The sequence below is a fragment of the Bradyrhizobium niftali genome (genome assembly GCF_004571025.1).
In the GTDB taxonomy this organism is placed as follows: domain Bacteria; phylum Pseudomonadota; class Alphaproteobacteria; order Rhizobiales; family Xanthobacteraceae; genus Bradyrhizobium; species Bradyrhizobium niftali.
Map to the genome: position 1 here is coordinate 1 of NZ_SPQT01000023.1, position 26,133 is coordinate 26,133.

General features: G+C 63.7%; 26 protein-coding genes and 2 pseudogenes. 12 read left to right on the forward strand and 16 right to left on the reverse strand.

Annotation, left to right across the window (positions count from 1 at the left end; all coding sequences use genetic code 11):
• The 6 genes and pseudogenes from E4K65_RS31745 to E4K65_RS31770 all read right to left on the reverse strand — a co-directional run.
• Positions 1-223: pseudogene (locus E4K65_RS31745) on the reverse strand (IS110 family transposase); the annotation flags it as partial.
• Between the two features lie 154 nt (positions 224-377).
• A pseudogene (locus tag E4K65_RS48910) lies at positions 378-1,226 on the reverse strand (acyltransferase family protein); the annotation flags it as partial.
• Positions 1,227-1,676: 450 nt separating this feature from the next.
• Entirely contained in the window at positions 1,677-2,354 is a 678-nt protein-coding gene (locus E4K65_RS31755; RefSeq protein WP_135177479.1) for a hypothetical protein, read from the reverse strand.
• Positions 2,355-2,489: 135 nt separating this feature from the next.
• On the reverse strand, positions 2,490-2,972 hold the full coding sequence (gene greA, locus E4K65_RS31760; protein ID WP_135177480.1) for a transcription elongation factor GreA: 483 nt from the start codon (positions 2,970-2,972) through the stop codon (positions 2,490-2,492).
• A 68-nt stretch (positions 2,973-3,040) separates the two neighbouring features.
• Positions 3,041-3,529 (reverse strand): hypothetical protein, encoded by a 489-nt coding sequence (locus tag E4K65_RS31765; protein ID WP_135177481.1) that lies wholly within the window; start codon positions 3,527-3,529, stop codon positions 3,041-3,043.
• 144 nt (positions 3,530-3,673) lie between these two features.
• Entirely contained in the window at positions 3,674-4,012 is a 339-nt protein-coding gene (locus E4K65_RS31770; protein WP_135177482.1) for a hypothetical protein, read from the reverse strand.
• Positions 4,013-4,525: 513 nt separating this feature from the next.
• Here E4K65_RS31770 and E4K65_RS31775 point away from each other — a divergent pair.
• The 4 genes from E4K65_RS31775 to E4K65_RS31790 all read left to right on the forward strand — a co-directional run bounded on the left by E4K65_RS31775 (position 4,526) and on the right by E4K65_RS31790 (position 7,517).
• The gene (locus tag E4K65_RS31775) at positions 4,526-6,061 is read left to right on the forward strand and encodes a peroxidase family protein (RefSeq protein WP_135177483.1); all 1,536 of its coding nucleotides are present in this window, start codon (positions 4,526-4,528) and stop codon (positions 6,059-6,061) included.
• A 338-nt stretch (positions 6,062-6,399) separates the two neighbouring features.
• Positions 6,400-6,681, forward strand: coding sequence for a hypothetical protein (locus E4K65_RS31780; protein WP_135177484.1), 282 nt, complete (start codon positions 6,400-6,402; stop codon positions 6,679-6,681).
• A gap of 39 nt (positions 6,682-6,720) precedes the next feature.
• Positions 6,721-6,951 carry a hypothetical protein gene (locus tag E4K65_RS31785; RefSeq protein WP_135177485.1) on the forward strand — a complete coding sequence of 77 codons (231 nt, stop codon included), beginning with the start codon at positions 6,721-6,723 and terminating at the stop codon, positions 6,949-6,951.
• A gap of 98 nt (positions 6,952-7,049) precedes the next feature.
• Positions 7,050-7,517, forward strand: coding sequence for a peroxidase family protein (locus tag E4K65_RS31790; RefSeq protein ID WP_235885798.1), 468 nt, complete (start codon positions 7,050-7,052; stop codon positions 7,515-7,517).
• Between the two features lie 106 nt (positions 7,518-7,623).
• Here E4K65_RS31790 and E4K65_RS31795 read toward each other — a convergent pair whose 3' ends face one another.
• The 3 genes from E4K65_RS31795 to E4K65_RS31805 form a co-directional block, all read right to left on the reverse strand.
• Positions 7,624-7,998, reverse strand: a complete 375-nt coding sequence (locus tag E4K65_RS31795) for a DUF427 domain-containing protein (protein WP_135177486.1) — start codon at positions 7,996-7,998, stop codon at positions 7,624-7,626.
• A gap of 74 nt (positions 7,999-8,072) precedes the next feature.
• Positions 8,073-8,984, reverse strand: coding sequence for an alpha/beta fold hydrolase (locus E4K65_RS31800; RefSeq protein WP_135177487.1), 912 nt, complete (start codon positions 8,982-8,984; stop codon positions 8,073-8,075).
• A 15-nt stretch (positions 8,985-8,999) separates the two neighbouring features.
• On the reverse strand, positions 9,000-9,743 hold the full coding sequence (locus E4K65_RS31805) for an SDR family NAD(P)-dependent oxidoreductase (protein WP_135177488.1): 744 nt from the start codon (positions 9,741-9,743) through the stop codon (positions 9,000-9,002).
• A gap of 191 nt (positions 9,744-9,934) precedes the next feature.
• On the opposite strand from E4K65_RS31805, the gene E4K65_RS31810 reads away from it, so the two are divergent.
• Both E4K65_RS31810 and E4K65_RS31815 read left to right on the forward strand, forming a co-directional pair.
• The gene (locus tag E4K65_RS31810) at positions 9,935-10,885 is read left to right on the forward strand and encodes a LysR family transcriptional regulator (RefSeq protein WP_135177489.1); all 951 of its coding nucleotides are present in this window, start codon (positions 9,935-9,937) and stop codon (positions 10,883-10,885) included.
• Positions 10,886-11,099: 214 nt separating this feature from the next.
• Positions 11,100-11,456: a hypothetical protein gene (locus E4K65_RS31815; protein ID WP_235885800.1), complete on the forward strand. Its 357-nt coding sequence runs from the start codon at positions 11,100-11,102 to the stop codon at positions 11,454-11,456.
• An 83-nt stretch (positions 11,457-11,539) separates the two neighbouring features.
• Here the strand turns inward: E4K65_RS31815 and E4K65_RS31820 are convergent, their stop codons facing one another.
• Both E4K65_RS31820 and E4K65_RS31825 read right to left on the reverse strand, forming a co-directional pair.
• Positions 11,540-12,058 carry a hypothetical protein gene (locus tag E4K65_RS31820; protein ID WP_135177490.1) on the reverse strand — a complete coding sequence of 173 codons (519 nt, stop codon included), beginning with the start codon at positions 12,056-12,058 and terminating at the stop codon, positions 11,540-11,542.
• A gap of 189 nt (positions 12,059-12,247) precedes the next feature.
• On the reverse strand, positions 12,248-13,795 hold the full coding sequence (locus E4K65_RS31825) for an acetolactate synthase large subunit (RefSeq protein ID WP_135177491.1): 1,548 nt from the start codon (positions 13,793-13,795) through the stop codon (positions 12,248-12,250).
• Between the two features lie 442 nt (positions 13,796-14,237).
• Between E4K65_RS31825 and E4K65_RS31835 the strand changes: the two genes are divergently transcribed.
• Together E4K65_RS31835 and E4K65_RS31840 are read left to right on the forward strand one after the other, a co-directional pair.
• The gene (locus E4K65_RS31835) at positions 14,238-14,738 is read left to right on the forward strand and encodes a L,D-transpeptidase (protein ID WP_404559184.1); all 501 of its coding nucleotides are present in this window, start codon (positions 14,238-14,240) and stop codon (positions 14,736-14,738) included.
• Between the two features lie 85 nt (positions 14,739-14,823).
• Positions 14,824-15,639: a DUF2927 domain-containing protein gene (locus tag E4K65_RS31840; protein ID WP_167771305.1), complete on the forward strand. Its 816-nt coding sequence runs from the start codon at positions 14,824-14,826 to the stop codon at positions 15,637-15,639.
• 253 nt (positions 15,640-15,892) lie between these two features.
• Here E4K65_RS31840 and E4K65_RS31845 read toward each other — a convergent pair whose 3' ends face one another.
• The 3 genes from E4K65_RS31845 to E4K65_RS31855 form a co-directional block, all read right to left on the reverse strand.
• Entirely contained in the window at positions 15,893-16,699 is an 807-nt protein-coding gene (locus tag E4K65_RS31845) for a class I SAM-dependent methyltransferase (protein ID WP_135177495.1), read from the reverse strand.
• Between the two features lie 111 nt (positions 16,700-16,810).
• Positions 16,811-17,464, reverse strand: a complete 654-nt coding sequence (locus E4K65_RS31850) for a helix-turn-helix transcriptional regulator (protein WP_135177496.1) — start codon at positions 17,462-17,464, stop codon at positions 16,811-16,813.
• Positions 17,465-17,473: 9 nt separating this feature from the next.
• Positions 17,474-18,601, reverse strand: a complete 1,128-nt coding sequence (locus tag E4K65_RS31855; RefSeq protein ID WP_135177497.1) for a threonine synthase — start codon at positions 18,599-18,601, stop codon at positions 17,474-17,476.
• A 377-nt stretch (positions 18,602-18,978) separates the two neighbouring features.
• Here E4K65_RS31855 and E4K65_RS31860 point away from each other — a divergent pair, with 377 nt between their 5' ends.
• The 3 genes from E4K65_RS31860 to upp are packed head-to-tail and all read left to right on the forward strand — an operon-like array spanning position 18,979 to position 22,165.
• On the forward strand, positions 18,979-20,235 hold the full coding sequence (locus E4K65_RS31860) for a GTP cyclohydrolase II (protein WP_135177498.1): 1,257 nt from the start codon (positions 18,979-18,981) through the stop codon (positions 20,233-20,235).
• A 7-nt stretch (positions 20,236-20,242) separates the two neighbouring features.
• Complete coding sequence (locus E4K65_RS31865) at positions 20,243-21,481, forward strand: URC4/urg3 family protein (RefSeq protein WP_135177499.1); 1,239 nt, start codon at positions 20,243-20,245, stop codon at positions 21,479-21,481.
• 54 nt (positions 21,482-21,535) lie between these two features.
• Positions 21,536-22,165 carry a uracil phosphoribosyltransferase gene (upp, locus tag E4K65_RS31870; protein ID WP_027548356.1) on the forward strand — a complete coding sequence of 210 codons (630 nt, stop codon included), beginning with the start codon at positions 21,536-21,538 and terminating at the stop codon, positions 22,163-22,165.
• 9 nt (positions 22,166-22,174) lie between these two features.
• Here the strand turns inward: upp and E4K65_RS31875 are convergent, their stop codons facing one another.
• The gene (locus E4K65_RS31875) at positions 22,175-23,284 is read right to left on the reverse strand and encodes a M48 family metallopeptidase (protein ID WP_135177500.1); all 1,110 of its coding nucleotides are present in this window, start codon (positions 23,282-23,284) and stop codon (positions 22,175-22,177) included.
• Between the two features lie 3 nt (positions 23,285-23,287).
• Positions 23,288-24,442 (reverse strand): YjgN family protein, encoded by a 1,155-nt coding sequence (locus E4K65_RS31880; RefSeq protein ID WP_167771306.1) that lies wholly within the window; start codon positions 24,440-24,442, stop codon positions 23,288-23,290.
• Between the two features lie 391 nt (positions 24,443-24,833).
• Between E4K65_RS31880 and E4K65_RS31885 the strand changes: the two genes are divergently transcribed.
• On the forward strand, positions 24,834-26,099 hold the full coding sequence (locus tag E4K65_RS31885) for a cytochrome P450 (RefSeq protein ID WP_135177502.1): 1,266 nt from the start codon (positions 24,834-24,836) through the stop codon (positions 26,097-26,099).
• The last annotated feature ends 34 nt before the right edge of the window (positions 26,100-26,133 follow it).

A 26,133-nucleotide genomic window follows, 5' to 3' on the forward strand; every position in this document is an offset into this window, starting at 1 on the left:
GACCAAGCGATGCGAGTTTGCGGCTCAAATGATGTGCGCCGACGCAGGCTTCCATGCCGATCAGGCAAGGCGGCATATTGGCGAGCCGCGCCTCCACTTGGCCACGCGACCACTTTTGCCGCAGCACGATGGCGCCGCGCGTATCGTGGCCCACGACATGGAACGAGTTTTTGCCGATATCGATGCCGATCACGGCGATCGCGGTATTGGGTGTCTGGGACATGGCGTGCTCCTTGTCTTGGCGCCCCTGGCCAGCTTATCGCTGGCGGGGCAGGAGCACGGCCGGACCATCCCATTAGCGATGATGGCATGAGCCATGCGATGATCTTCACGATCGTGAAGTGGATGAGATACAGGCTATAGGAATAGTTGGCGAAGAACCCGATGACAGGCTGAAGCCGTAAGAGCCATTGCTGCCCTTGCGCAGCGATCACGATGCTCACAAACCACAACGCAAAATAGGGCTGTGCAGCGAGCGCAGCCTCGTCGCCGCGCACATGAGCGACGCGCCATTGCCAAAACAACAGGACGGAAAGGATGGCGCAGGCGACTGTCGTCATCCGGTTCATCTTCATGCTGATTGCGACGAAGTATCCGCCGAAGCCGAGCAGCCAGAGCACGAAAAGGCTATGGGAGGCGTTAGTCCTCTCCGCAAAATGGAATAAAGGGGCGGCGGCGGCGGCGATTGCCAGCACCAGGCCAGCGATCTGGTTGCGGCCCTTGCAGAAGAAGAACAGTCCGCCAACGAAGAAGTAGATATGAAACTCGATCGCGATCGTATTGAGCTGGCCCGCCGAACCGAACGCGCCTCCGCCCAATGCGCCGGGATACCCCTGCAGCATCAGCAAGTTTCTCAAGAAACTCGCCGTGCTGTCGAGTTGGAACCAGGCAATGCCGAGGGCGACGGCGACATAGTCCAGCGCAGCGATCACGACGAGTGCCGGCGCGTAAGCGCAGTAGATCCGGGCGAAGCGTTCGACGACGTAGTTCAGAAGTGAATAGTCGTCGGCCTTGGTGCGATCGTGAAGCGTGAAGGCGATGACGAAGCCCGACAGCACGAAAAACAGGAGTACGCCGATATCGGGGACTAACGTCTGCTGCGCTCCGCCGAAGGACGCGAAGGTCAAATTCCAGGTATGCCCGACGCAAACCATTTGGGCCGCCAGTGCGCGGAGGAGATCCAGCAACGCGGAGCTATCGTTCTTCGTTCGGTCGAGGCTGAACATTCAAACCTTGCGGCGGCTTGGGCCAGAGCCGTTCTGATGGGGAGCGTCCGCAAGGAGTTAAGACCTAGGCGTAACACCTCCATAGGCGCGGGCGCATGGAATAGGCGGGGACCTCAACTTTATCAACGACAGAAGCCCCATGCCACCGGGTATCGACGCCGGACGGCTTTCGTTACCCGTTTCGTCAAAAAATCGGAAAACAACCCCATGCACAGTAGCCGACGTCAGTCGGATCAATGGGTTACGCATTTCCCGAATCCGCTTGCTCCGTCGGGCAAGACACGGGCATGATGGGAGCATCCGAGGAGTTAGTTCCTGAGCCCGTCATTGCGCGCGCAGCGTAGCAATCCAGAATCCCTCCGCGGAAAGACTCTGGATTGCTTCGCTGCGCTCGCAATTACGGAGCAAGGGGTGAGACCGCGCCGGTTGACGCGCACGCCACCGCAAGCCCTAAGCGGCCCGCTCCGGTCGCAAGGCCGCGTAGAGACCGGCCAGCGTTCCGATCGCCACCAGCGCTGCCGCCAGCAGCACCTGCAATTCGCCATCATCGGTGGTGCCTACCGACGACACGAGTCTGGTCACGACGACGAACAGAATGCCCACGGAGGCTGCTGCACCCACGCTGAGATAGGCGAGCTCTCGCGTCAGGTTTCGGCCGAGAAGTCCGAGTGCGGTGAAATACATCGCGCAAGCGTTGGGATGAACGAACAGGGCGACGCGCGCGTAAGGACCGTAGGCGTCGAGGAGGGACTCACACCGGTTCAGCGCCGCTCTTGAGGCAACCCGCTGCAACAGCGGTCTGAAGAAACGAGCCTGCCCGTAACTCAAGACGGCGCCCGCAATGATGGCCAGCCAGGCCACGATGAAAACGGAGAGATCCGCAGGCTTCGGATTGAGCGCCGCGGACATCAGGATGAGGGCGGTTCCGGGAAAATAGCCGAAATACGGGAAGACCGATTCCAGGAGCACGCAGATGAACATGAAGACCAGAAACCATGACGAACCGGTCGCGCCATGGACGATGGCGTTCAAGTCGAAGAGGTCAGTCTTGTAGAGGACGAGGTACATGCACATGGCCAATCCGGCCAGCGCATAAAACGGCAACGCCCCCGACAGAAACCGTCTCATCCAACCATCGGGCTTTGTTGCGCGGGCACGGCGGAGACCATCGATATCAGGACAAGACAAGGAAGACGCATGGATCATGCTTTAGGCGAATGGGCTTGCTCCTGTCGATAGCATTCCTCGCCTCACCTGCGCCCCCTACGCGATCGACAAAATCTCGATCTCCTGCGTCCCCGACCCCACGACGTCGCCCACCGCCTTTCCCATCAGCGACCTTGCGACCGGCGAGACGAACGAGATCGAGCCGGCCTTCGGGTCGGCCTCGTCCTCGCCGACGATGCGATAGGTCTGCACGCGGCCGTCAGGGCGGCTGAAGGTCACCGTGCTGCCGAAGGCGACGGTTTCGGTCGACACTGGGGTAGGAACGACCTGGGCGGTGCGCAGCCTTTCCGTCAGATAGCGGGCATCGCGCAGGGGGACCGCGGACTGCCGGCGCTTCTCGTTGATGTCGTCGATGGCTTGCGCGGCCTCATAGGCCTCGCGCGCCTGTTGAAGCTGGGTCTGCAATGCCTGCAGGCCGGCTTCGGTCACGAGGTTCGGATGAGGCGAGATCGGCCGATCCGGCAACAACGTCTCGGACGCCGTCTCGGCGCTTTCTTCCTTGGTAAAGGCAACGCTCAATTCGTAGATCCTGTCGAACTGTCTTGGCCAACGGCGGCGCGTCCGCTCCGCACCGGCGATTGCCCGGACTATATCTCAAGTTGGACGAAACGGCGCAGCTTGAAGACGAGGTCCGGCATGGCCTGGCGGAACCGCGTCGCGTTCTGGAACGTGGTCGAGAACGGCGCGAAGGTGATCATCGCGTTCCAATGCCGGTAGCCATAGACCGTGACCGAGACGCCGGACGCTGGAAAGTCATCCAGCTTGCGCAACTCGCCGAGCACGAGATCGGCAATCGCTTCCGCGGGCAGCAATTGCTTGCCATCCGGTGTCGTGGCGATCTTCGCGGGCGGTTCGACCGGCTTGGTGACTGCCGGCGCGGCATCGGAGGCATGATCGTCCGGCTTGACTGGTGCCGCAGCGGGGATGGGCGCCTCGACCGGGTCAAATGCATTCGTCGGCGCTGTTGGTGGACCCTCGGTGAGCGGCGGCGGTGCGACGATGTCTGCGCGCTTGCCGCCTCCCAGGATGCTGCTGATCATGGCCACAAGGCCAGCATCCTTCACGTCGTCGCTCATCACTTCCCCCGGCTTCGCCCTACTCTAGCACTGCTCCGGCAGACCGCCACAACGTATCTGTAGTCGGCCTCCCGCTTGGCCAGGGCCGCCTCCGTATCGCACGGCGGCGCGACGTCCAATCGCGCCGCGCCGCCGTGCGATTCGTCACTGCTTCTCGAACGGAATATATTGCTGGTACTGCTTGGGCACGGAACTGCGATAGCGCGCGGGCACCGTGCCGGTGTCGACCGAATGATCGATCTCCTGCTGCCGCGTCATCTTCTTCTTCGCCGGCTTCTTCGATGCGCTCTTCTTGGAGTCGGACGGCTGGCCTGACGTGTCGGTGGTCGCGCTCGGCGTTGTCGTCGTTGTGGCCGGTGCGGCGGTCGTGGCCGCAGGTGCTGCGGTCCCGCCGGCGGCCGGCGCGCTCTGCGCCAGCGCGAGCGGTGTTTGCATGAGAAGCGCCAGCGCTGCTGTCGCAGCCAGCAAATATGACCTTTGCATCAGAACCTCCAAAATAACTGACCCGAATGCGGCAAAGCGTAGGCCTCCGGGAGCAACGTGTGCAAGTCCGCCGACGATAGGCCGGAACCCGGCCTCGAACTGTGGCCGAGATCACATGACTCGCCGCGGCTCATCATAGACGCATGTCGAACGCGGCGCCCACTACGGACACCAGGACGAGCACGACAAAGTGTCGGGCAAGTCCCCGCGCATGACGCGCGCGCTGCCACAGTCTTCGCGTGAAGACGATCCGCCGCGCCGACAGCCCGGCGAACTGACGCGAAGCCGCTTGCGCTGATCGATGACGAGAATGTTATCCGTCATCGCTCCGGGAAAAATTTGCAAAGTGCGGCCGCAGCTTGCTCGCAAAGCACCTCCCTCTGAAGAACCGCCGATGCCGGACAAGTGTGATCTATCTCGCTTTTGGCGAGTGCGATCTAGCCTAGCCTGCATATTCCAGCGCGAACAACTTCAGCTTGACTTGTTTCCATCGTGACTTTTCAGGGAGGTCTCATGAGCAGCCGCCACAGCATTGTTCCGCGCGGTCTGAACGCAACGCGCTCGCCGCTTTCGCAAGGCCGCTTCGGCCGCATGTTTCGCAAGCTCACACCGGCAAAATTCGGTCTCAACGATGCCGACAACATCGCGAACCTTTCGGCGCTGGCCGACAAGATGGTCGGCACGTTCGATGCGCCGAAGGACGGACCGGACGCAGAGGAGAGCGGCATTCCTTCGCTCTACACCTATTTCGGCCAGTTCATCGACCACGACATCACGTTCGATCCGGTCAGCTCGCTGACCAAGCAGCAGGATCCCGACGGGCTCGTTGACTTCCGCACGCCGGCGCTCGATCTGGACAATCTCTACGGCCGCGGTCCGAACGACCAGCCCTACATGTATGACGGCATCAAGTTCCGCCTCGGCGAGAAGCTGACCGGCGCGGGCGTGCCCGATGCCAGCGACCTGCCGCGCTTCAAGGGCCGTGCGCTGATCGGCGATCCCCGCAACGACGAGAACAGCATCGTCTCGCAGTTCCAGGCCCTGATGCTGCGCTTTCACAACCGCATGGTCGACGACAACGACAGCCTGTCGTTCGAGGAGGTACAGCAGCGCGTCCGCTTCCACTATCAATACGTCGTCATGAACGACTTCCTGCCGCGCATCGTCCACGCCAGCGTGCTGGACGAGCTGAGGACCGCGGGCCGCTACGACCGCAGCAAGCTCGCTCACTACCACTGGAAGACCTACCCCTTCATGCCGGTCGAGTTCTCGGTCGCGGCCTACCGGCTCGGGCACTCCATGATCCGCCCCGGCTATCGGCTGAACGATGCGGCCAACATGCTGTTGCAGATCTTCCCCGATCCGCACAATCCCGACCACAATGCGCTGACCGGCTTCCGCGCCATGGGCCCGGGACGCGCCATGGACTGGGGCCGCTTCATCGATCTCGACACGCGCCCCTATGGCGTCGAGGACGACGACACCAATGCCGACAACAGCAGGCGACTTCAGTTCGCCTACCGCATCGATGCGTCGCTGGTCGACCCGCTGCGCAAGCTGCCGCCGGAAGTCGCGTCCAATCCGTCGTCGCTCGCGCTGCGCAATCTCGAACGCAGCTGGCGGCTCGGCCTGCCCTCGGGCCAGGCCGTCGCCAGGGCGATGAATCTGACGCCGCTGACGGACGACCAGATCATCATCGGCAAGGCCGTCGACGAGCCGGGACCGGACGATCCGCAAGTTCAGATCGCCTCGATCGCGAACGGCGTGTTCGCCGGCAATTGCCCGCTCTGGGCCTACATCCTGGCCGAGGCACGGCAGTTCCAGACCGCCGTCACGATCCCGGCCACCGGCGCGCCCGGCCCCATCAACACGCCGCAGCTCGGCCCCGTCGGCGGTCGCATCGTGGCCGAGGTCTTCCTGGGCATGATGTTCGGCGACCATTCCTCCGTGCTGTCGCTCGACCCGCAATGGACACCGGTGACCGGCGCCGGCTTCGCGCTGAGGGATCTCGTGGCCTACGCGCTCGGCCAAGGCGATCCCCTGCACTGAGCGCGTGACGGAAGATGGTGCAAAGGCCGCTCGTGTCGTGCGAGCGGCCTTATGGCCATCTTGCCCCGACGAGGAGAGGTGATTGAGGTCCTAGCGCGCATCGAGCCAAACGCCGCGCGAGCGGCGGGTTCTTTGAACGTGTCATTCGGGGTAAAATCAACAAGGAGATCGCCGGCTTTGGGCGCAACAGAGCGCACGATGACGTGCATACCGCCACGGCTGCAGCACTGACATCTTCGCGAAACACCTTGCAGCGCACCTACGGAACAGCATTACATCTGAGAAATTCGCGGAACGAAACGGCTCATCAGTCTTTCTCTGACCTTCGGGAGGTGCCCATGACTTCTCAGGCCATAGAAGGCGCATGTGCGTTCGCATGGCGGAACTACTTGCTGCTCCATAGTGGTATTAGTGAGAACGATAGCAGGCGTTCCGCCCTCTTTCGCTACGTCACCAATCTTCGCGGTACCGGCGAATATGATTTCGATCTCTTGCAAATAGCAGCGGTCGCTTACCTGAAAAAGCTGGACGAACTGCATGACGACCGACGTGCGAGACTCGCGGCAGATCAGGCTTTGGCCGAGCGGTTAGCATCACGTAGTGCACAACCTGGCAGGTAGCTTTGGGCTCAATCACCAGAGCAGAAGGAGCAAGCAGCCATGGCAGACAACACCTCTAACTCAGACCGTCTCGCGCGCGACGCCCAAAAGCGCACAACCGCAGCGACAGAAATCGGTATGATTGCCTTGAAGCCAATTATGCATTTTCAGGTCTCAATGCTGAGGATGTGGGCCGACAGCATCGAAAGGTTTGCGGGCAATTACGAAAAGGGATTCGAAGAAACCGTGACCGCAGTCGAGGAACAGTCCGACAAGGATCGCGCCGCGTAAATCAACGCAATCGTTCGGCGGAGTCCGAGCTGGGTCAAAAGCGGTCATTGCCGGAAGGCGCTTCATACATCCGCTATCGGCTGAACGATGCGGCCAACATGCTGTTGCAGATCTTCCCCGATTCCCACGATCCCGACCACAATGCGCTGACCGGCTTCCGTGCCGTGGGTCCAGGGCGCGCCATGGACTGGGGCCGCTTCATCGATCTCAACACGCGCCCTTATTGCGTCGAGGACGACGACACCAATGCCGACAACAAGCGGCGGCTTCAGTTCGCCTACCGCATCGATGCGTCGCTGGTCGACCCGCTGCGCAAGCTGCCGCCGGAAGTCGCGTCCAATCCGTCGTCGCTCGCGTTGCGCAATCTCGAGCGCAGCTGGCGGCTCGGCCTGCCCTCGGGCCAGACCGTCGCCAGGGTGATGAATCTGACGCCGCTGACGGACGACCAGATCATCATCGGCAAGGCCGTTGACGAGCCGGGACCGGACGATCCGCAAGCACCCCACCACCATAAATGCTACGATCCTTGGGCTGTTCTTAGTTCCTGTTCGCACTGGTCGTCGTGACTTTCTCCATCACATCGCTCACGGTGAGGCTAGCCGCCTTCGCTCCGTCGCTATCATGATCGATCTTCGAAGCTGTTGCCGAACATCAGCAGACCGCTCCGTGCTCTCACCGGTTAATTATCTCGTCGACCCGGTCCGGGTAGAAGGCGACGTAGTCCTTGACCTGCGCCACCGCTTCAAACGGCGTCTCATAAGTCCACACCGCATTGACCGAACGATCTCCTCCAACCGGAATGCTGTAATAGGAGGCGTCGCCCTTGTAGGGACAGTACGACGTGTGTTCGCTCCGCGTGAGCGCGGTCATATCGACGTCCCGACGGGGGATATACTGAACGGACGGATAGGACGCCTCGCGCAGCGTTAGCGCAGCGCTTGTGTCTGCGACGGTCTTTCCGCCGATCTTGACCACGATGCGCGACGGGTTCACCTCGATCGAAATCGGGTGATCAGCCCCCGGAATCTTCACCACTTTGTCTGCCATGATTTGCATCCTTTTTCAGTTGGAAACGGGGTCTTGGGCGGCGTTTCCATGACCTGGCTCCGTGTCCCAGCCAGCTAAATTGCTTCCGAGACGATGGAGGGGAATGGTAGCCGCTCGGCGGGTTGCAGGTTCGCATCGTCGCCTTGATGTGACGATCTGAGGAACTGATCGGCTTGCGACACGAAGAGTTCCGGGTACTGGTAGAACGACCCGTGATTTGCATCCGGATAAAGGATGAGCTGCGCATTCGGCAGGTTTCGCTGCAGGATGTAAGAGTTCACCGTAGGTATGATGACATCGTTACTGCCCTGCACGATCAGCGTCGGCTGGCGGATATTTTTCAGATGGTCGAAGACGCGGTCGGCCGGCGCAATGTATTTGCCGATGGCTTCGCGCTGCGCGGATGCAGCTTCTCCGCTCACCTCGGGATCGCGATCGTCGCGCGAAAGCTTGCGTTCCAGAAAGGCGAGGCCTGCCGCCTGGCTCGAAGGGGACGGCGAGAAGTGAACGGCGAGCCAGAGATACTCCGGCGAGTCGTAGGTGGCGGCGAATATCTCTGCTGATCTGCTCGTTGCCATGTCAGCCCCACGCGGCCCGGTTCCGACAAGAATGAGCCGGCGAACAAGATCGGGAGCCTGGATTGCAATTTCCTGGGCGACCATGCCGCCGATGGAAAAGCCGAGCACGTCGACCTTGGTAAGCCCGAGTGCCTTGATGAACGCGATCGCATTTGCACCCATTTCCTGAAAGCTCGTCGGGACCCGGCCTGAACTGCTCGATACGCCCGCATTGTTGAAGAGGATCACCTCGTGGTTCCCGGCCAGACCGTCGGTGACGGCCGGGTCCCAATAATCCATGGTCCCGCGGAAATGCTGGTTGAAGACCAGCGGCACGCCACCTGCCCTGCCGAAGCGGCGATAGGCGAAGCGGATGCCGTTGGCCTCGATGAACCGCGTGGGAGCGGTCTGGTGATTGTGTTTTGTCATGGAAGGCCCCGACAGTCAGTGGCTCTTGCCGCCATCGACATGGAGGACATGGCCGGTGATGAATGAGGCTCCTTCCGACGCGATGAAGACGATCGTATTGGCAAGCTCCTCCGAGAGGCCGAGGCGAGCCATCGGCACGGTCGTCACCAGAGCCGCCTTGTTCTCGGGGGTGCCGGTGAAGCGGGTCAACATGCCGGTGTCGGTCGGACCGGGAGCCACGGCGTTCACACGGACGCCCGACTTTGCGAGTTCGAGCGCCACCGACTTGGTAATGCCTTCGACGGCGTGCTTGCTGCCGACATAGATGGACGCTCCAGCCGCGCCCTCATGCCCGTAGGTCGAGGAGATGTTGATGATGTTGCCGCTGCCCTGTCCCTTCATGACGCGGGCTTCGTGCTTCATGCTCAGCAGCACACCGAGAACATTGGTGTCGAACGTCGCGGCGTAGCTTTCCGCGGTCTGGTCGGTAATCGGGCCGGGTTTGCCTTCGGTGCCGGCATTGTTCACCGCGACATCGAGACGCCCGAAGCGCTCGACCGTGCGGTCGACAAGGCGACGGACATCGTCTTCCTTGCGCACGTCGGCTTGGACGAACTCGGCCTCGGCACCGGACGCACGGAGTTCGCGGACCAAGGCCTCCCCGGCATCCGGCTTTCTCCCGGAAACAACGACGCGATGGCCTGCTTTTGCGAACGCGACTGCTGCAGCGCGGCCGATGCCAGTGAGGGCCCCTGTGATCAATACGACTGACGATGACATGACTATCTCCTTGAAAAAGCGAGGTTTTGAACAGAGGCTCCTCTGCTCTGGACCGCCCGTCATCTCCATCTCTTCAGTGAAGCGAAAGAGACCGCAGCGTTCGGCCGAAGATGAGCGCTCCTGAACGCTTTGAAAATTGGGCCGCAATTCCAAACATATCGGACTAGAATGTCCGAAATGGAGGATCGCCTATGGACAGTCTGGGGTCGCTCAATGCCTTCGTACGGGCGGCGGAAGCCCGAAATTTCACGGTCGCGGGACGGCAGCTTGGCGTGTCGTCGTCAGCGATCGGCAAGGCGGTAGCGCGGATGGAGGAACGGCTCGGCGTGCGCCTTCTCCATCGCAGTACGCGCAGCATCACGCTCACCGCGGAAGGTGCCCGGTTTCTGGAGCGTTGCCGTCGCATCTTTGCTGAGATTGAAGCGGCCGAGCTTGAGCTGTCGCAGACGCACGAAACTCCGCGCGGCACACTGCGTGTCGCCCTGCCATTGGCCGGCATGCTGATGATGCCCACTCTGGTCGCGTTCATGCGGGCATATCCGGAGGTAACATTGGATCTCGATTTCAGCGATCGGGTCGTCGATGTGATCGAGGAAGGCTTCGACGCCGTCGTGCGCTTCGCCGACGCCGGCGACACGCGCTTGATGTCCCGGGCTTTGGGCATGTATCGACGACGCCTGGTGGCATCGCCGGCCTATCTGGCGGCCAAAGGCGTTCCTCAGACCCCCGACGACCTTAAGGCTCATGCCTGTCTGCGCCACATGTTTCCAACCAGCCGAAGGTTCGAGCGATGGCCGCTGCGGGGAGAGCATGCCGACATCGAGAACGAGCTGCCAAAGACGGTCGTGGCGAGTACGCTTGAGCCGCTCATCTATATGGCCGAACAGGGCATGGGCATCGCATACCTGCCGGACTTCGCCATCAACCGCCAGCTTCGCGAAGGTCTGCTCGTCCCCGTGCTCGACGATTACACTGATCGTTCGGGACCACTACGGGTCCTGTGGCCGTCGAGCCGGCAACTCGCTCCCAAACTCAGAGCCTTCGTGGACTTTCTCGCCGCGAACCTTGTGCCATCCGTCGAGGGCGAAGCAGAAAGCGGGATAAGTCCCCTAGCAAAGGTCGATCTCGATCGGCGCGGGTAAGCAATGTTGGCTGCACTTCGAGACCGAGCGCTTCTGCGGTCGTGAGGCCAGTGTACACCTCAATCTTTGTGGACTGCTGAAGGGCAAGTCAGTCAATTTTCTTGGGCAATCGCCTGATCGACACAGGTCGACATGTTGATGCAGATCAATGGTCATCCCGACGCTTCGGGGATCAATGGCCGCGGATGCCACTTCATCGTCACGGGAGACGAGCATGCGGATGTTGGCTGTCGCTGCTGTCCTGAGCCTGACGCCGGTTACGGCATTCGCCGCCTCCGAGTGCCGGGTCACCGGTCATCCGTCCGCGTTTGGCGTCGACATGACGGCCTACTTCGCCGTCAGGTCGGGTGAAACGTGCAATTTCCCGATGCGAATTCCGGGAGCGATGCTTAGCTCGGGCGTTTCGCAGAAGCCTGCGCACGGGACGCTCAGACAGATCAACGTAACGACGTTCAGGTACACCGCGGCATCCGGTTACAAGGGCAACGATACGTTCGCCATCTATGGTGAAGGAAAGGGTCCATACGGGTCAGGCAGATCGGTCATGACGGTGAATGCAACGATCGAGTAGGAGCGGCAAACGAACCATCCGAGGCCGTTGGGCAAGCTCCAATCACTCTGTGTCCTCGACATCCGACGTTAGAAGTCCACGCCCTAATGTGCGGCTCCGAGGCCGAGCTCCGCGAGGCGCGTTGCGAACCAGCGCGACAGCGGCTCATCCACGAGGCCGCCGACATAGACCTCCGACATCGTCACATGGTGCTTGTCCAGCACCAGCAGAACGCCGATCCAGCAGGCGAACCAGACATGCGGATCGGTCAGCGCCCGCAGCTTGTGCTGGTCGTGCGTCACCGGCGTGTGATTGCTCGCCTTGCGGATCTCGACGCTAAGCAAATTGTTCGGGATCTCGCGCTGATGCACGACGACATCGGGGTAGATCGACTTGTCCAGGTGATCGTCGGTCGAGATGATGGTGCCGTGCGGCAGGTGCAGCGTGCGCTCGCCGAGCCGGTCGTAGTTGCAATCGACAGACCAACCCGAGAACTGCTTCTCCAGATGCACGGCGAAGCGATGCGTGATCGCGCGCTCGCCGATATCCTTTTCGAACAGGAATCCCTCGTGGGCGTAGAAGTCCCGGAGCGCCGCGATCACCTTGTTCAGCTCGGTCTGCATCTTGCCACCCGGCCCATTGCGCGCTTAGCTCAGTGTCGTCCCGGCGAAGGCCGGGACCCATACCGCGAGGTCTATCGAGTGCGCGCGGTGCGCGTACCGGACCCCGAATCTTCGCCAAATCTCTCCCTGGGGTTATGGGTCCCGGCCTTCGCCGGGACGACGCCGAGAGAGAACTTGGCCAACCAGACCCTACATCTGAACTTCGATCAGCCGCGGGCCGGGCTCGGCGACGGCTTCGGCGAGTGCCTTGTTGAACTCGTCGGCATTGGTGACAGCGCGGCCGGGCACGCCCATGCCCTTCGCCAGCGCCACGAAATCCAGCGTCGGACGGTCGAGCCGCAGCATATCGTTGGCGCGCTGGCCGGGCTCGCCGGCGCCGACATTGTCGAATTCGCCGCGCAGGATCTGGTAGATGCGGTTGGCGAACACGATGGTGACGATGTTGAGATTCTCTCTCGCCTGCGTCCACAGCGACTGGATCGTGTACATCGCGCTGCCGTCGCCGACCATGGTGATCACCTTGCGGTCCGGGCAGGCGATCGCGGCGCCGATCGAGAGCGGCGTGGAGAAGCCGATCGAGCCGCCCATGTTCTGCAGCCAGTCGTGCGGCGCGGCGGCCGCCGTCGGCGGGAAGAAGGCGCGGCCGGTGGTCAGCGACTCGTCGACCAGGATCGCGTTCTCGGGGATCGCGTACGCGATCGACTGCGCGATGGACGCGTGGGTCAGCGCGCCGGTCGGCTTGACCAGCTCAGCCACGGCCTGCGGCTTGACGTCCCTGGCGCTCGCCTTCACGGCACCCGCAAGCGCTTCCAGCGCCGCGACCGAATTCTCGCCCCAGGAGGTCATGCGATGGACGTCGCAGCCTTCGGGCCTCAGTACGCTTGGCTTGTTCGGATAGGCGAAGAACGCCACGGGATCGTCGGACTCGACCAGCACGATATGGCGGAACTTCGCCAGCATCGGCAGCGCGTTCTCGATCACGTAGTGGATGCGGTCGATCGAGAAGCGGCCGCGGCCGCGCGCCATCTTGGGACGGAAGGTCGGGCCCATCACGGTGCAGCCGGTCTTGGCCGCGATGCGCTCGGCCAGCGCCAGGCCCTGCTCGGAGAGCGCGCTGCCGGTCATCAGCAGCAGCGTGCCTTCGCCGTCGCCGTGCAGGATTTTTGCGGCCTGCTCGACCGCCTGCGGCGAATAGCTGGCGCGCTGCTGCTCGGCCGGGACCTCGGCGATGCCGTCGGCTTCGTTCCAGGCGGTGTCGGCGGGCAGGATCAGGGTCGCGACCTGCGGCGGCGCGCTTTTGGCGGCGGCAATCGCAGCGGCACCGTCGGCGGCAACCGACTTGGAATCCGGCGAGGTGCGGACCCAGGACGACATCGGCCGGGCAAGGCCCTCGATGTCGGAGGTCAGCGGCGCGTTGTAGCCGATATGGTAGACCGCGTGCTGGCCGACGATGTTGACGATGCCGGAATTGGCCTTCTTGGCATTGTGCAGATTGGCAAGGCCGTTGGCGAGGCCGGGACCGAGATGCAGCAGGGTCGAAGCCGGCGTGCCCTTCATGCGGAAATAGCCGTCGGCAGCGCCCGTCACCACGCCCTCGAACAGGCCGAGCACGCAGCGCATTCCGGGCACGCGGTCGAGCGCTGCGACAAAATGCATCTCGGAGGTGCCCGGGTTGGTGAAGCAGACGTCGACCCCACCCTTGACCATCGTCCGCACCAGGCTTTCCGCACCGTTCATCCCAAAGCTCCCGCAACCGGCAATATCCAAAGATCCGTCCGATCAATCATTGTTCGCTCGTCTCGTCAAAGCAATAGCCGGCATCGCGGCCCTGCCCCGCATGACGACGCGCTGGTTTGGCTAACGCCCCGTTCCGATGGAATCGGAACGGAGCGTTAGATTCTTGTTTTGACGCGTTTTCTTTGTGCGAGCCGGTATCCACTTCGCTTGAAAACGCTCTAATGTTTTCCGGCAAATTGGCCCGGTTGCCGATTTGGTAACGGCATTCGTTAAGGTTGACCTGCCTCACGGGGCCGTGGCTTGCGAAATGCCGGCAAATATGGCCTGTGACGTTCGTTGAATCGATTTTTTGCTGGGGGAAACAATGATCCGGTTTTTTGCCGCGCCGATTGCCGCCATGGCGCTCTTGCTGGCTGGTGCGGCCGACGCATCCGCGGCGGGGATGATAGACTTCACAGGCACCAGCTCAACCGGCTATCTCGGCGGCGGCGGCGCGAGCCCGATTCCCCGCTCCACCGTGATGTATCCGACCAATTACGCGCCCGGCACGATCGTGGTGAACACGACCGAGCGCCGGCTCTATCTGGTGCTCCAGAACGGCCAGGCGCTGCGCTACGGCATCGGCGTCGGCCGCGACGGCTTCCGCTGGGGCGGGGTGCACAGGATCACCGCCAAGAAGGAATGGCCGGACTGGACGCCGCCGTCGCAGATGCTGTCTCGCCGGCCCGACCTGCCGCGCCACATGAAGGGCGGCATCGAGAACCCGCTCGGCGCGCGCGCGATGTATCTCGGCTCGACGCTGTACCGCATCCACGGCTCCAACGAGCCCGAGACGATCGGCCAGGCGGTATCTTCAGGCTGCTTCCGCATGACCAATGACGACGTCAGCGACCTCTACAGCCGCGTCTCGGTCGGCACCACCGTGGTCGTGCTCAACAACTAGCCGGCCGTCGAACTGCGGGAACCCGCGGCGCGCGTGAATTTGCGGTCTTGTGCGCGCGACGCGAATACGGCAGCGTCGGGTGACGATGAGCGCATTGAACCCACCCGCGCGTGGCCTTCGCATCGCCCTCCTGGCGCTCGCGGCGCTCACCTGTGTGCCTGACACCGCTACCATGGCCGCCGCGGGCGAATTGCCCGCGATCGCCTCGCGCCAGCGCGCCGAGACGAAGAGCTTTACCGACAGCGAGATCGTCGAGGGCTTTCTCAAGACCGCTTTCGGCGCCGAATACCATCTCGCCGGCCGCGTCGACCGCATCCGCAAGTTCGACGGGCCGGTGCGCGTGTTCGCCGAGAGCGACCGCGCCGATCGCAAGGCGCAGCTCGCCAAGGTCGTCGCCGACATCGGCAGGCGCGTGCAGCATCTCGACATCGCCATGACCGACAGCAGCGAGGCGGCGAACGTGCGGGTGAAGCTCGTGCGCGACCGCGATCTCTTCCGCACCATCTCGAGCTTCTACGGCGCGGAGAAGGCGCGCGAGATCCGCGCCTCGCTCGATCCGCAATGCCTGTCCGGCTTCCGCAAGAACGACAATTTCGAGATCGAGCATTCCGACGTCATCCTCACCGTCGACAACGGCGACTTCACCTTCCTCGACTGCGCCTATGAGGAGCTGTTGCAGTCGCTTGGTCCGATCAACGACACGACGAGCGTGCCCTGGACCATGTTCAACGACAACGTTTCGATGGGCTATTTCGACGTCTACGACCAATACATCCTCAACCTGCTCTACGACCCCCGCATCAAGGCCGGCATGACCGTGCCGGAGGTCAAGGCGGTGCTGCCGGACGTGCTCGCGGATGTGCGCGCCTGGGTAAAGCGGGTGAACGATCTGAAGGAGTGAGGCGACACGATTGCTGCCTCTGCCCCTCCCCTGGAGGGGAGGGGCTATCGCATGTGACTTCTTGGCAGGGGCCTGAGCGCACGCCTCGTCCTTCGAGACGACCGCTTCCAGCGGTCTCCTCAGGATGAGGCTGAGCGGCATCTTTGCCGGTCGAAATTGCTGCCGCGCACTCCGTCCTCATCCTGAGGGCCCGCCAAAGGCGGCGTCTCGAAGGATGGGCCGCAGAGCAACGGCCAAGGATGCTCTCGCCTCCTCACGCCTTCCTTGCCTTGGTCATCAGAAATTGCTGGCGCATCACGTTTTGGCCGGCGTCGAAATACTCCGAGATCAGCGCCTCGAACTCGGCACCGAAGCTCTTGAGCCTGTCCGGCTCGTCCTTGTACTGGGCGACGAGCTTGATCAAGGGCCCGATCGTCGCCTCCATGGTGCGGCGGAAATGCTGCGGGCTGAGTGCGGACGGCGTCATCATGTCCATCTCGAAAGAGACACCCTTCGCTTTCCCGGCGAGACGCTCGGCGACGATTTTCGGATCGCCCCACAACACCGGCGATGCCACGCCCTCGGGCGGCGGCAGATGGCGGCCGATCATCGCGAACATCCGTCCGACATACAGATGCGGCGGCCAGGTGGAGAAGGCGATGGTGCCGCCTGGCTTCAGCACGCGCAGCATCTCGCCGATGGCAACGTCCGGACGCGGCGCGAACATGTGGCCGAACTGGCTGAGCACCACGTCGAACTCGTTGTCGCCATAGGGCAGGCTTTCCGCATCGCCGTCGACGAAGTCGACATCGAGGTTCGCCAGTTGCGCGTGCTCGCGGGCGCGCTCGATCAGAACCGGCGACAGGTCGAGACCCCTGACCGTGGCACCGCGGCGTGCCGCCGTGATCGCGACAACGCCGGTGCCGCATCCGACGTCGAGCAGCCTTTGGCCGGCGGCAACGCCGGCAAAACCAACGAGCTTGGCGGCGGCCGGAGTCGTGAAAACTTCCATCGGCGTGAACAGCGACCAGGCTTCCTTCTGGACGGCCTTGAAGCCTGCAAACGGATCCTGTGCGGTCATGGAACTCTCCCATCGCTCGAGGGTCGATCTCCATGAGGCGGGCGACGGACGCCGAAGGTTCAAGGCGGGCTGATGGTAGCAACGGCACTGCGTTCCGGCTGGCGCGCCGCCTCACCTCGCATCGGCATACACCGTGGCGCGCGACACGCCGAGATGGGCGGCGATGATGTCGGAGGAACGGCGAACCTGCATGCAGCCGGCGTCGCGCAATTCGCGCAGCAGGCTGCGGCGGTCTTCCGTGGTGAGCGCGCGGGGCGTGGTGGCGCGGCGCGCGGCGAACCGGTCGATATGGGCGCGGATCGCGTCGGCGCCGACGGGGGTGAGGGATTCGCGCGGGCCGTTTTGCGCATCGACGCTGACGAACTGGCCGATCGCGCTCTGTAAACCCTGGAACAGCGTCAGGTCGACGTTGAGGCAGAGCGCGGCGACGTAAGCACCGTCCGCGCCCTTGATGCCGATCGAGGTGCTCTTGGCCTGCCGTCCGTCGGCAAAGCTGTTGGCGTAGTTCGCAATCACCTGCGGATAGTCGGGATCGGCGATGCGGGCGAGGCCAAGTTCAGTCGCGCCCTGGCCGACCTTGCGGCCCGACAGGTTGTTGTGAATGGCGACGATCGCATTCCTGGGATCGGTGAGATCGTGCAGCACGACCTCGCAGAACGGCGCAAAGGTCTCCCCCAGCCCTTGCGCGATCTGCTGCAACTGGTCGAACAGCAATTTTCGTTCGGCGGCGGTCTTGATCGGGACTGACGATCTGCTGCGGCTCATCGCCCGGCCCTACTGCACGAGATCGACAACGGTGGTCGCGGCCTTCAGCCCCGTGCCGGTGAGCACCGCGACCGTGGTCTCGTTCGCCTTGATGGCGCCAGCGGCGGAGAGTTTGTCCAGCGCGGCGGCTGCGCTGGCGCTGGTCGGCTCGGCGAACAATCCTTGCCGTGCAAGACGCCGCAGGGCGGCGACGATCTCGTCCTCGGCCAGCGCCACGGTGCCGCCGCCGCTCTCGCGCAGAGCGGCGATGATTTCGCGCAGGCGCAGGGGGTTCTTGATCGCGGTGCCCTCAGCGATGGTCTTGTTGACCTCGCGCGCGACAGGCGTATCGACGCCGGCCTTGAAGCTCGCATCGATCGGCGAGCAGTTGAGCGGCTGCGCCGCGAACAGCCGCGGCAGCTTCGTGATCTGCCCGGCTTTCAGCAGCTCGCGGAAACCGAAGGCGCAACCCAAAAGGCTGCTGCCGGCGCCGACAGGCACGATGACGTTGTCGGGGGCGCGGAAGCCGAGGTCTTCCCAGATTTCATAGGCGAGCGATTTGGTGCCTTCGAGGAAGAACGGCTGCCAGTTGTGGCTGGCGTAAAATGTCTGGCTCGACTGACGGATCGCCTCGGCCTCCGATTCCTCGCGCGGGCCTTCGACGAGCTGCACCGCCGCTCCATAGGCGCGCACCTGCGCGATCTTGGCAGGCGAGGTCGAGGCCGGCGCCAAAATCTTCACGCGCATGCCGCCTGCGGCGCCCAACCCCGCCATCGACGAGCCGCCATTGCCGGAAGAGTCCTCCAGTATGGCGTCGACGCCGATCTGCCGCAGGAAGGACAGCATCACGGAGGAGCCGCGGTCCTTGAAGCTGCCGGTCGGGTTGAACCATTCGAGCTTGAACAACGGGCGCAGGTCCCCCCACGCCTGCTGCACCAGCGGCGTGCAACCCTCGCCGAGCGTGATCGGATTTTTGATCTCGACCGGCAGCGCCGCCCGGTAGCGCCACAGCGATCGCGTACGCGGCTCGACCTCCTCGCGCGACATCCCTGCCCCCGGCGTCACCAACAGCGGCGTACGCGCGTCCGAGCACCAGCGTGGCTGGTCGAGCGGATAGAGCTTTCCGGTGCGAGGCTCGATGTAGCTGGCGGCGGGCATGGCGGTCTCCAGGGGGCAAAGACGATCTATACGATTTGTCTGATTATATACGATTTGTCCAGCCGCGACGCAACTGCCGCGACGCCTCTTGAAAACAGAAAAACTAAAACTATTTCAAATCATTAGAGCTATCCCGCGGATCGAACGGCAAGGTTCGACCGGAGCGAGGGGGCGGGATTCACGCGGACCGGACCGGTTCGCCGATGACGGAATTTGGCGATGAACGCCTGCCGGGCGCAGCAGCATTAACTTGTCTGTCGCCGTCGGCCGCTACAATATGTTGGATTGAGCTTGCGCCGCCGGTGCTCCGCATCGGTAACGCAAAGTGAGCCAGGCCCGTCCGAGCGGCGGGCCGTTGGCTTTTTGGGAGCCTGGACATGAGCCGCGCGAACCGTACCGATCACATCCGCCTGACCTCCCATCCGGAGCCGGGCAGGAAGGCCGCCTTTCCGATCCATTGGGGCGCAGCCGACGCGCGCGCCCGCGGGCCGATCATCGGCACGGTGTCGCGCGCCGGGGATCGCAACGTGATCGGCAGCCATGGCGGCTCCTATGCGATGTACCGCGCGCTCGCCGTCTCCGCCGGCGCGCTCGACCCTATCCGGCGTCCCGACCTCACCAACACGTTTCCGGCGGCGACCATCGGGCCGTTTCCGCAATGGAACGATCCCGCCAAGATCGTCGCGCTCGACCCCTGGGGGCATCTGGTCGCCGAGAACTTTGGCAAGGAGATCGCCGAGGGCTCCGACATCCGCCCGAGCATCGCGGTGACGCGCGCCCGGCTCGACCTGCCGGAGATCCGCGAGGCGCTGGCCGCCAAGCGCTTGCGCGCCGACGGCGAGGTCGTGCACGCCAATGGCAGCGTCTCGGTGGTGAAGATCGCGATCGACCCGGTCTGGTATCTGCCGGGCCTCGCCGAGCGCTTCGGCACCGGCGAGACCGAGCTGCGGCGCACGCTGTTCGAGCAGACCGCCGGCATGTTCCCGGAGCTCGTGACGCGGCCGGACATGAAGGTGTTCCTGCCGCCGATCGGCGGCACCACCGTCTACATGTTCGGCGACGTCACCAAGTTGCCGGACCATCGCACCAAGATCACCTGCCGCGTGCACGACGAATGCAACGGCTCCGACGTGTTCGGCTCTGATATCTGCACCTGCCGGCCCTACCTCATCCACGGCATCGAGGAATCCGCGCGCGGCGCGCAGGAGGGCGGGCTCGGGCTCGTCGTCTACAACCGCAAGGAAGGCCGCGCGCTCGGCGAGGTCACCAAATTCCTGGTCTACAACGCCCGCAAGCGCCAGGAGGACGGCGACGCGGCCGCCGCCTATTTCGAGCGCACCGAATGTGTCGCCGGCGTCCAGGATGCACGCTTCCAGCAGTTGATGCCGGACACCATCCACTGGCTGGGCCTGAAGCGCATCGACCGCTTCCTGTCGATGAGCGACATGAAGCACGACGCGCTGACCTCGCAGGGTATCGACATCGTCGAGCGCGTGCCGATTCCGCCCGAGCTGATCCCGGCCGACGCCTATGTCGAGATCGCCGCCAAGAAGGCCGCCGGCTATTACTCGACCGACATCGCGCCGGAGAAGGACGTCAATGGCGTGGTCGGGCGTTCGCTGGAAAAATACTGATCGATTGATGGCGGACACTGGAGAACAACAGGCCCGTTCGCTGCTCACCGCAACAGCGGTTCGCGCGCGCGCCGGGCAGATGCTCGAGCTTGGCCTTGACGGCGGGCTCAACCACTTCACGATCGATCTCGACCGCATGGACGGCGTTGCCGATGCCGTGCTCGCGGTCACGCGAAAAGCCTATCCGACGCTGGCCGTGCCCTTCCATGCGCGCTGGCGGCATTTTGTGCTCGGCGGCGTCGATCGCTGGGCGCGGCTGGCGGACGCCGCATCATGGCCGGATCGCGCCGCGCGGGCGCGCGCGGAGTTCGACCTTGCCATCGTCAGCGTGCTGCTCGATGCCGGCGCCGGCGCTGCCTGGCGCTATCGTGACGCGGTGACGGGCGAAAGCATCGGCCGATCCGAGGGGCTCGCCATCGCAAGCCTCGACATGTTCGCAAGCGGCCTCTTCTCCGGTGATGCCCGCGCGCCTTTCAGGGCCGACGCGGACGTGCTCGCAAAACTGCCGCTTGCCGCGCTCACCTCTGCGTTTCAGGTCAGCGACGCCAATCCGCTGCTCGGCCTCGACGGACGCACGGATCTGCTGCGGCGCCTGGGCAGGCAGGTGGCGGACCGTCCAGAGATCTTTGGACTGCACGATACGCCGCGGCCCGGCGGCCTGTTCGACCACATCGCGGCGCACGCTGTCGGCGGTGCTGTCGCTGCACCCGCCATCCTGTCGGCGGTGCTGAACCAGCTCGGGCCGATCTGGCCGTCGCGGCTGGAGCTTGCGGGGATTCCGCTCGGCGATTGCTGGCGCCATCCGGCAATCAAGGCTGACGATGCGACCGCCGGCCTCGTGCCTCTGCACAAGCTGTCGCAATGGCTCAGCTATTCGCTGATCGAACCGCTCCAGCGCGCCGGATTTGCGGTCACCGACATCGACGGCCTGACCGGACTTGCCGAATACCGCAATGGCGGCCTGTTCGTCGACCACGAGGTGCTGCGCCTGCGCGATGCCGCGGATGCCGGGCGCGCGCATGCGGTGGATTCCCTGCTCGTCGTGGAGTGGCGCGCGCTGACCGTCGCGCTGCTGGATCGGCTTGCCGGACTGGTTCGCATCAAGCTCGGCCGCACGCCTGAAACCTTGCCGCTCGCCAGCATCCTGGAAGGCGGCACCTGGGCCGCGGGTCGCGCCATCGCCTTTGCACGCCGTCCCGACGGCTCGCCGCCGCTCAAGGTGATCAGCGACGGCACGGTTTTCTAGCTCGCAGTTGCCGCCCTACCGCATTCACTTGATGAATTTCAGGAGCATCCGATCATGGAAGGCGTCACGATCGTCGATCATCCGCTGGTGCAGCACAAGCTGACGCTGGTGCGGGACAAATCCATCTCCACCAAGTCGTTTCGGGAGCTGATCAAGGAGATCGGCATGCTGTTGTGCTACGAGGTGACGCGCGACCTGCCGCTCGCCGATACCGTCATCGAGACGCCGCTGGCGACGATGCACTCGGCCAAGATCGCCGGCAAGAAGCTGGTATTCGTGCCGATGCTGCGCGCCGGCACCACCTTCGTCGACGGCATGATGGATCTGGTGCCGACCGCCCGCGTCGCGCATATCGGGCTCTACCGCGAGCCGCACAGCTTTGCCGCGGTCGAATATTTCTTCAAATCGCCGTCCGACCTCGGCGAACGGCTGGCGATCGTCGTGACGCCGGTGGTCGCCACCGCCAACACGGCCGTCGCCGCCATCGACCGGCTGAAGGAGCGCGGCGCCAAGGACATTCGCCTCGCCTGCCTGATCGCCGCACCGGAAGGGTTAGAGCGGCTGCGCGGGTTGCATCCTGACGTGCCGGTCTGGACGGCGGCGGTGGACGAGGGTCTCGACGAGAACGGCTTTATTTTGCCGGGCCTTGGCGACGCCGGCGACCGCGCCTACGGCACGCGATAGCGCGGAAGCTCAGATCTTCCCGCTGCCGCAAATGCCCTTCAGCGCCTGCCACTCCGTGTCAGTCAGCAGCGGCGGGCCGCTGGCGGGGCGATCTTCCCTGGTCATGCGGGCGAGGCGGTCCTCGGTCAGCGGGTGGCTGGCGAGGATGGTGAAGCCGGAGCCGCCTTCCTTGCCGGTGATGCGGAACATCAGCTCGGCCGAGGGCTTCGGCGAGCGCCCGAGCGCGTGCATGATCTCGATGGCGAAGGTGTCGGCGGCGGTCTCCGCTTCGCGCGAATAGGAGGCCTCGACCACGCTGCGCGAGGCGAAGATCACGGCGGATGAGCCGGTGACATCGCCGAACAGCAGGCCGATCAGGAACGAGGTGCCGCCGTTGTAGATCAGGCCGCGCATGTTGTCGTGATGCTTGAGATGGCCGAGCTCGTGGGCGAGGATGCCGGCAAGCTCGTCGGGGCTTTCGGCCTTGTCGAGCAGGCCCTGCAACAAGAACACCTTGCCGCCCGGCAGCGCGAACGCATTCGGCACCGAGGTCGGCAGCACGCCCGCGGTCATGGCATCGTCGTCAAGGCCGGCCGCATCGCGCAGGCGGTTGACCAGCTTTGTGAACGCGGCCTTGCCCGCGGGGTCTTCGCACGTGCGGCGGCCGAAGATGGTCTTCACCTGGACCTCGGACGCATCGCCAATGCGGCGCTCGATCGGTTTCGGCACCAGCGGCGCGAGGCGGTCGGCGGCGAGCGGCACGCCGAACAGCACGACACAGACGATCGAGACGGCGGCGGCCACCGACCAGCCGACGATCTTCGCGACACCGCGGCGCGTGGTCTGGTGCTCGTCGAGACGCATGCAGCGGACGGTCACGTCGGCCGCGAGCGCGGCATCGCGGATCTCCAGCCGTGCCAGCGGCGGCGCGGACGTCGCGGCCAGACGCAGGATACCGGCCGGACTGTCGGCGCGGCGAATGTCGGCATAGGCCCAGCGAACCGGCGACCCGCCCTCCTCAACGATCTCGATGGCATCACCGAGCGTCAGCGTCACCTGCCGCCTGCGGCTCGACACGCCGTCGAAGAAGATCGTCGGCTTTGCGGACTGCGCCGGAGCCTCGGTGGACAACTCGCTCACAGATCAGAATCCCGCGACATCGAGTCCGTCGGCAAAGCCTTCGCCGAGTGCGCTGGCGAGCTCGCCGCTGCCGCGCACATCCGCCGCGGCCCCGATGTTATGCACCTCGACGGTCTCCAGCACCTTGGCCCAGAGATCGCGCTGAAGATAGACCCGCATGATGATGTTGACCGCAAGCGCCACGGCAAAATAGCCGATGACCATCATCACCAGCATCGGGATGCTCTTGGCGGTATTGTCGGGACCGAACACCTGCTCGACCGGAAGGCCGCTCAGCTTGACGACGAGCATCGTGGCGCCGCCGAGATAGGCGGCGAAAATGATCGAGAGCAGCATCCACCAGCCGATCACCTTCCAGTACAGGCCGTAGAATGCATCATGCGGCAGCTCCGAGGAGAGGCTGACGCCGCCGATGCGGATGCCGTCGAGCCACCAGCGCCATTCGCGCGCCTTGAACTCGGCATAGAAGAACGGGGCGAGCGGAAAGATGACCATCGCGATCGGGCTGAGCAGCCACAGCCACCAGCCGCGCTTGAAGAACGTCCAGCCATCGCCTTCGAAATCGCCGGAGAGATCACCGTAATGGGTGTGCTGCATCTTGTAGCGTTCGAGCGAAGCCTCGCGCCACGGCAGCGCCAGGCCGAGGGTGAGGAACACCAGCAGGCCCCACGCCATCGCGCGGAACGAATAGGCCCAGCCCGAGCCGTCCATCCAGAACCGCACGCCGCGCCAGACCGTGCGCGTCAGGCGATATCGCCGCGCGCGAAAAATCGCGAACTGGCCGAAGGCGTAGAAGCTGATGAACAGCGGCGTCGAGGCGAAGCCCTGCCAGCGCTCGAACTCGATACCGATGAGGAAATAGGCGAGATAGATCGGCACCAGGATCGCCAGCGCGAACAGGAAGCCGATCAGCAATTCCTTGCCCCGGCCGGTATATTCGGCGGCGTCGCCGTCGATCGACGTGTTCGACCACAGGTGACGGCGGATGTCGGTGACGAGCCAGAACCGGTAGAAGCCGAAAGTGACCAGCTCCAGCATGGCACCCTTGGTGACCATCTTGCGGAAGACGGAGCGGTCGCCGGCGAAGTCGACCCGCGTGGGCGGCAGTGGCGGCGGGACGGGTTCGGAACCGATGGGGGCCCATTGCATGTCGTTCACGGCGGCAACCTCGGGATGTTGGCCTGTTGCGGTCAAACTATAGATCAGGAATTGGTCGATCCCCAAGATGGGCGGGTTCGATTTGCCTCGTTTCCCGTCGATTTCTCGCACGTTTCCCCGTCGAACCGCGTGCGGGAGATCACGTTGACACATCTGCGTGACAGTTGCTGATCCGTAGCCCGGATGGAGCGCAGCGTAATCCGGGACAGCTTGATTGGCGGCCCGAATCCCGGATTTCGCTCCGCTCCATCCGGGCTACGCACCTCACCCAAAGGTTGGATGTGGCAAAACTCGCCCTTGCCCCGACGCAGACAACCGGCTGTAATTGCAAATCAAATACCGCAGCGCAGAATTCAACGAGAACGCGCGGTTCATGTCAGGGAGAGCGGTCATGCACGGGACCATCGAAAGCACGGCAAAGCTCGATGCATTGCGCGAGCGCGCCACGTCACTGCCGCTGGAGCAATTCGATCCGGGCGATCCTGAATTGTTCAGGACCGATACGTTCTGGCCCTATTTCGACCGCCTGCGCCGTGAAGACCCCGTGCATTACTGCAAGGACTCGATGTTCGGGCCGTACTGGTCGGTGACGCGCTACAACGACATCATGGAGATCGAGACCAACCATTCGGTGTTCTCCTCGGCCTCGGCCCTCGGCGGCATCACCATCCGCGACATCGATCCGGATTTGCGCCGCGAAAGCTTCATCTCGATGGACCCGCCGCGCCATGCGGCACAGCGCAAGACCGTGGCGCCGATGTTCACGCCGACGCATCTGGACAATCTCGCGCTCAGCATCCGCACCCGCTCGGCCGAGTGCCTCGACAATCTGCCGCGCGGCGAGGTGTTCGACTGGGTCGATCGCGTCTCGATCGAGCTCACCACGCAGATGCTCGCGGTGCTGTTCGACTTCCCCTGGGAGGATCGCCGCAAGCTGACGCGCTGGTCGGACGTCGCCACCACCATTCCCGGCCCCGACGGCCTCGTCGCCACCGAAGACGAGCGGCAGGCCGAGCTGACCGAATGCGCCGGCTATTTCGCGCGGCTCTGGAAGGAGCGCATCGAGCAGCCGCCGAAGAGCGATCTGCTCTCGATGATGGCGCATGGGGCAGCGACGCGCGACATGGACGCAAAGAACTTCCTCGGCAATCTCGTCCTTTTGATCGTCGGCGGCAACGACACCACCCGCAACACCATGTCGGGCTCGATCTACGCGCTGAGCCAGCATCCGGAACAATATCGCAAGCTGCGCGAGAATCCTGATCTGCTCGACAGTTTCGTGCCGGAAGTGATCCGCTGGCAGACGCCGCTCGCGCATATGCGCCGCACCGCGCTGTCCGACTTCGAGTTCCGCGGCAAGCAGATCAAGAAAGGTGACAAGGTCGTGATGTGGTACGTCTCTGGTAACCGCGACGAGGAGGCGATCGAAAAGCCCTACGATTTCATCATCGACCGCGCCCGCCCGCGCACGCATCTCTCCTTCGGCTTCGGCATCCACCGCTGCGTCGGCTTGCGGCTTGCCGAACTCCAGCTCAAGATTATCTGGGAAGAGATCCTCAAGCGCTTCGATCATATCGACGTGGTCGGCGAACCCAAGCGGGTCTATTCGAGTTTCGTAAAGGGTCTTGAAACCTTGCCGGTCAAGATTACGGCGTAGGAGACCTCCCCTCCCCGCATCCGCCTTCGCTAAA

What these genes read in the sequence shown, in the direction of transcription:
- E4K65_RS31785 (WP_135177485.1), top strand. Translation starts at nt 6,721, where the DNA reads ATGGCAGACAACACCTCTAACTCAGACCGTCTCGCGCGCGACGCCCAA.
- E4K65_RS31820 (WP_135177490.1), bottom strand. Translation starts at nt 12,058, where the DNA reads ATGCAGACCGAGCTGAACAAGGTGATCGCGGCGCTCCGGGACTTCTAC.
- E4K65_RS31790 (WP_235885798.1), top strand. Translation starts at nt 7,050, where the DNA reads ATGCTGTTGCAGATCTTCCCCGATTCCCACGATCCCGACCACAATGCG.
- E4K65_RS31795 (WP_135177486.1), bottom strand. Translation starts at nt 7,998, where the DNA reads ATGGCAGACAAAGTGGTGAAGATTCCGGGGGCTGATCACCCGATTTCG.
- E4K65_RS31855 (WP_135177497.1), bottom strand. Translation starts at nt 18,601, where the DNA reads ATGCCCGCCGCCAGCTACATCGAGCCTCGCACCGGAAAGCTCTATCCG.
- E4K65_RS31775 (WP_135177483.1), top strand. Translation starts at nt 4,526, where the DNA reads ATGAGCAGCCGCCACAGCATTGTTCCGCGCGGTCTGAACGCAACGCGC.
- E4K65_RS31840 (WP_167771305.1), top strand. Translation starts at nt 14,824, where the DNA reads ATGAGCGCATTGAACCCACCCGCGCGTGGCCTTCGCATCGCCCTCCTG.
- E4K65_RS31865 (WP_135177499.1), top strand. Translation starts at nt 20,243, where the DNA reads ATGGCGGACACTGGAGAACAACAGGCCCGTTCGCTGCTCACCGCAACA.
- E4K65_RS31765 (WP_135177481.1), bottom strand. Translation starts at nt 3,529, where the DNA reads ATGAGCGACGACGTGAAGGATGCTGGCCTTGTGGCCATGATCAGCAGC.
- E4K65_RS31805 (WP_135177488.1), bottom strand. Translation starts at nt 9,743, where the DNA reads ATGTCATCGTCAGTCGTATTGATCACAGGGGCCCTCACTGGCATCGGC.
- E4K65_RS31780 (WP_135177484.1), top strand. Translation starts at nt 6,400, where the DNA reads ATGACTTCTCAGGCCATAGAAGGCGCATGTGCGTTCGCATGGCGGAAC.
- E4K65_RS31815 (WP_235885800.1), top strand. Translation starts at nt 11,100, where the DNA reads ATGCGGATGTTGGCTGTCGCTGCTGTCCTGAGCCTGACGCCGGTTACG.
- E4K65_RS31770 (WP_135177482.1), bottom strand. Translation starts at nt 4,012, where the DNA reads ATGCAAAGGTCATATTTGCTGGCTGCGACAGCAGCGCTGGCGCTTCTC.
- E4K65_RS31810 (WP_135177489.1), top strand. Translation starts at nt 9,935, where the DNA reads ATGGACAGTCTGGGGTCGCTCAATGCCTTCGTACGGGCGGCGGAAGCC.
- E4K65_RS31860 (WP_135177498.1), top strand. Translation starts at nt 18,979, where the DNA reads ATGAGCCGCGCGAACCGTACCGATCACATCCGCCTGACCTCCCATCCG.
- E4K65_RS31755 (WP_135177479.1), bottom strand. Translation starts at nt 2,354, where the DNA reads ATGAGACGGTTTCTGTCGGGGGCGTTGCCGTTTTATGCGCTGGCCGGA.
- E4K65_RS31800 (WP_135177487.1), bottom strand. Translation starts at nt 8,984, where the DNA reads ATGACAAAACACAATCACCAGACCGCTCCCACGCGGTTCATCGAGGCC.
- E4K65_RS31835 (WP_404559184.1), top strand. Translation starts at nt 14,238, where the DNA reads ATGATAGACTTCACAGGCACCAGCTCAACCGGCTATCTCGGCGGCGGC.
- upp (WP_027548356.1), top strand. Translation starts at nt 21,536, where the DNA reads ATGGAAGGCGTCACGATCGTCGATCATCCGCTGGTGCAGCACAAGCTG.
- E4K65_RS31885 (WP_135177502.1), top strand. Translation starts at nt 24,834, where the DNA reads ATGCACGGGACCATCGAAAGCACGGCAAAGCTCGATGCATTGCGCGAG.
- E4K65_RS31850 (WP_135177496.1), bottom strand. Translation starts at nt 17,464, where the DNA reads ATGAGCCGCAGCAGATCGTCAGTCCCGATCAAGACCGCCGCCGAACGA.
- E4K65_RS31825 (WP_135177491.1), bottom strand. Translation starts at nt 13,795, where the DNA reads ATGAACGGTGCGGAAAGCCTGGTGCGGACGATGGTCAAGGGTGGGGTC.
- E4K65_RS31845 (WP_135177495.1), bottom strand. Translation starts at nt 16,699, where the DNA reads ATGACCGCACAGGATCCGTTTGCAGGCTTCAAGGCCGTCCAGAAGGAA.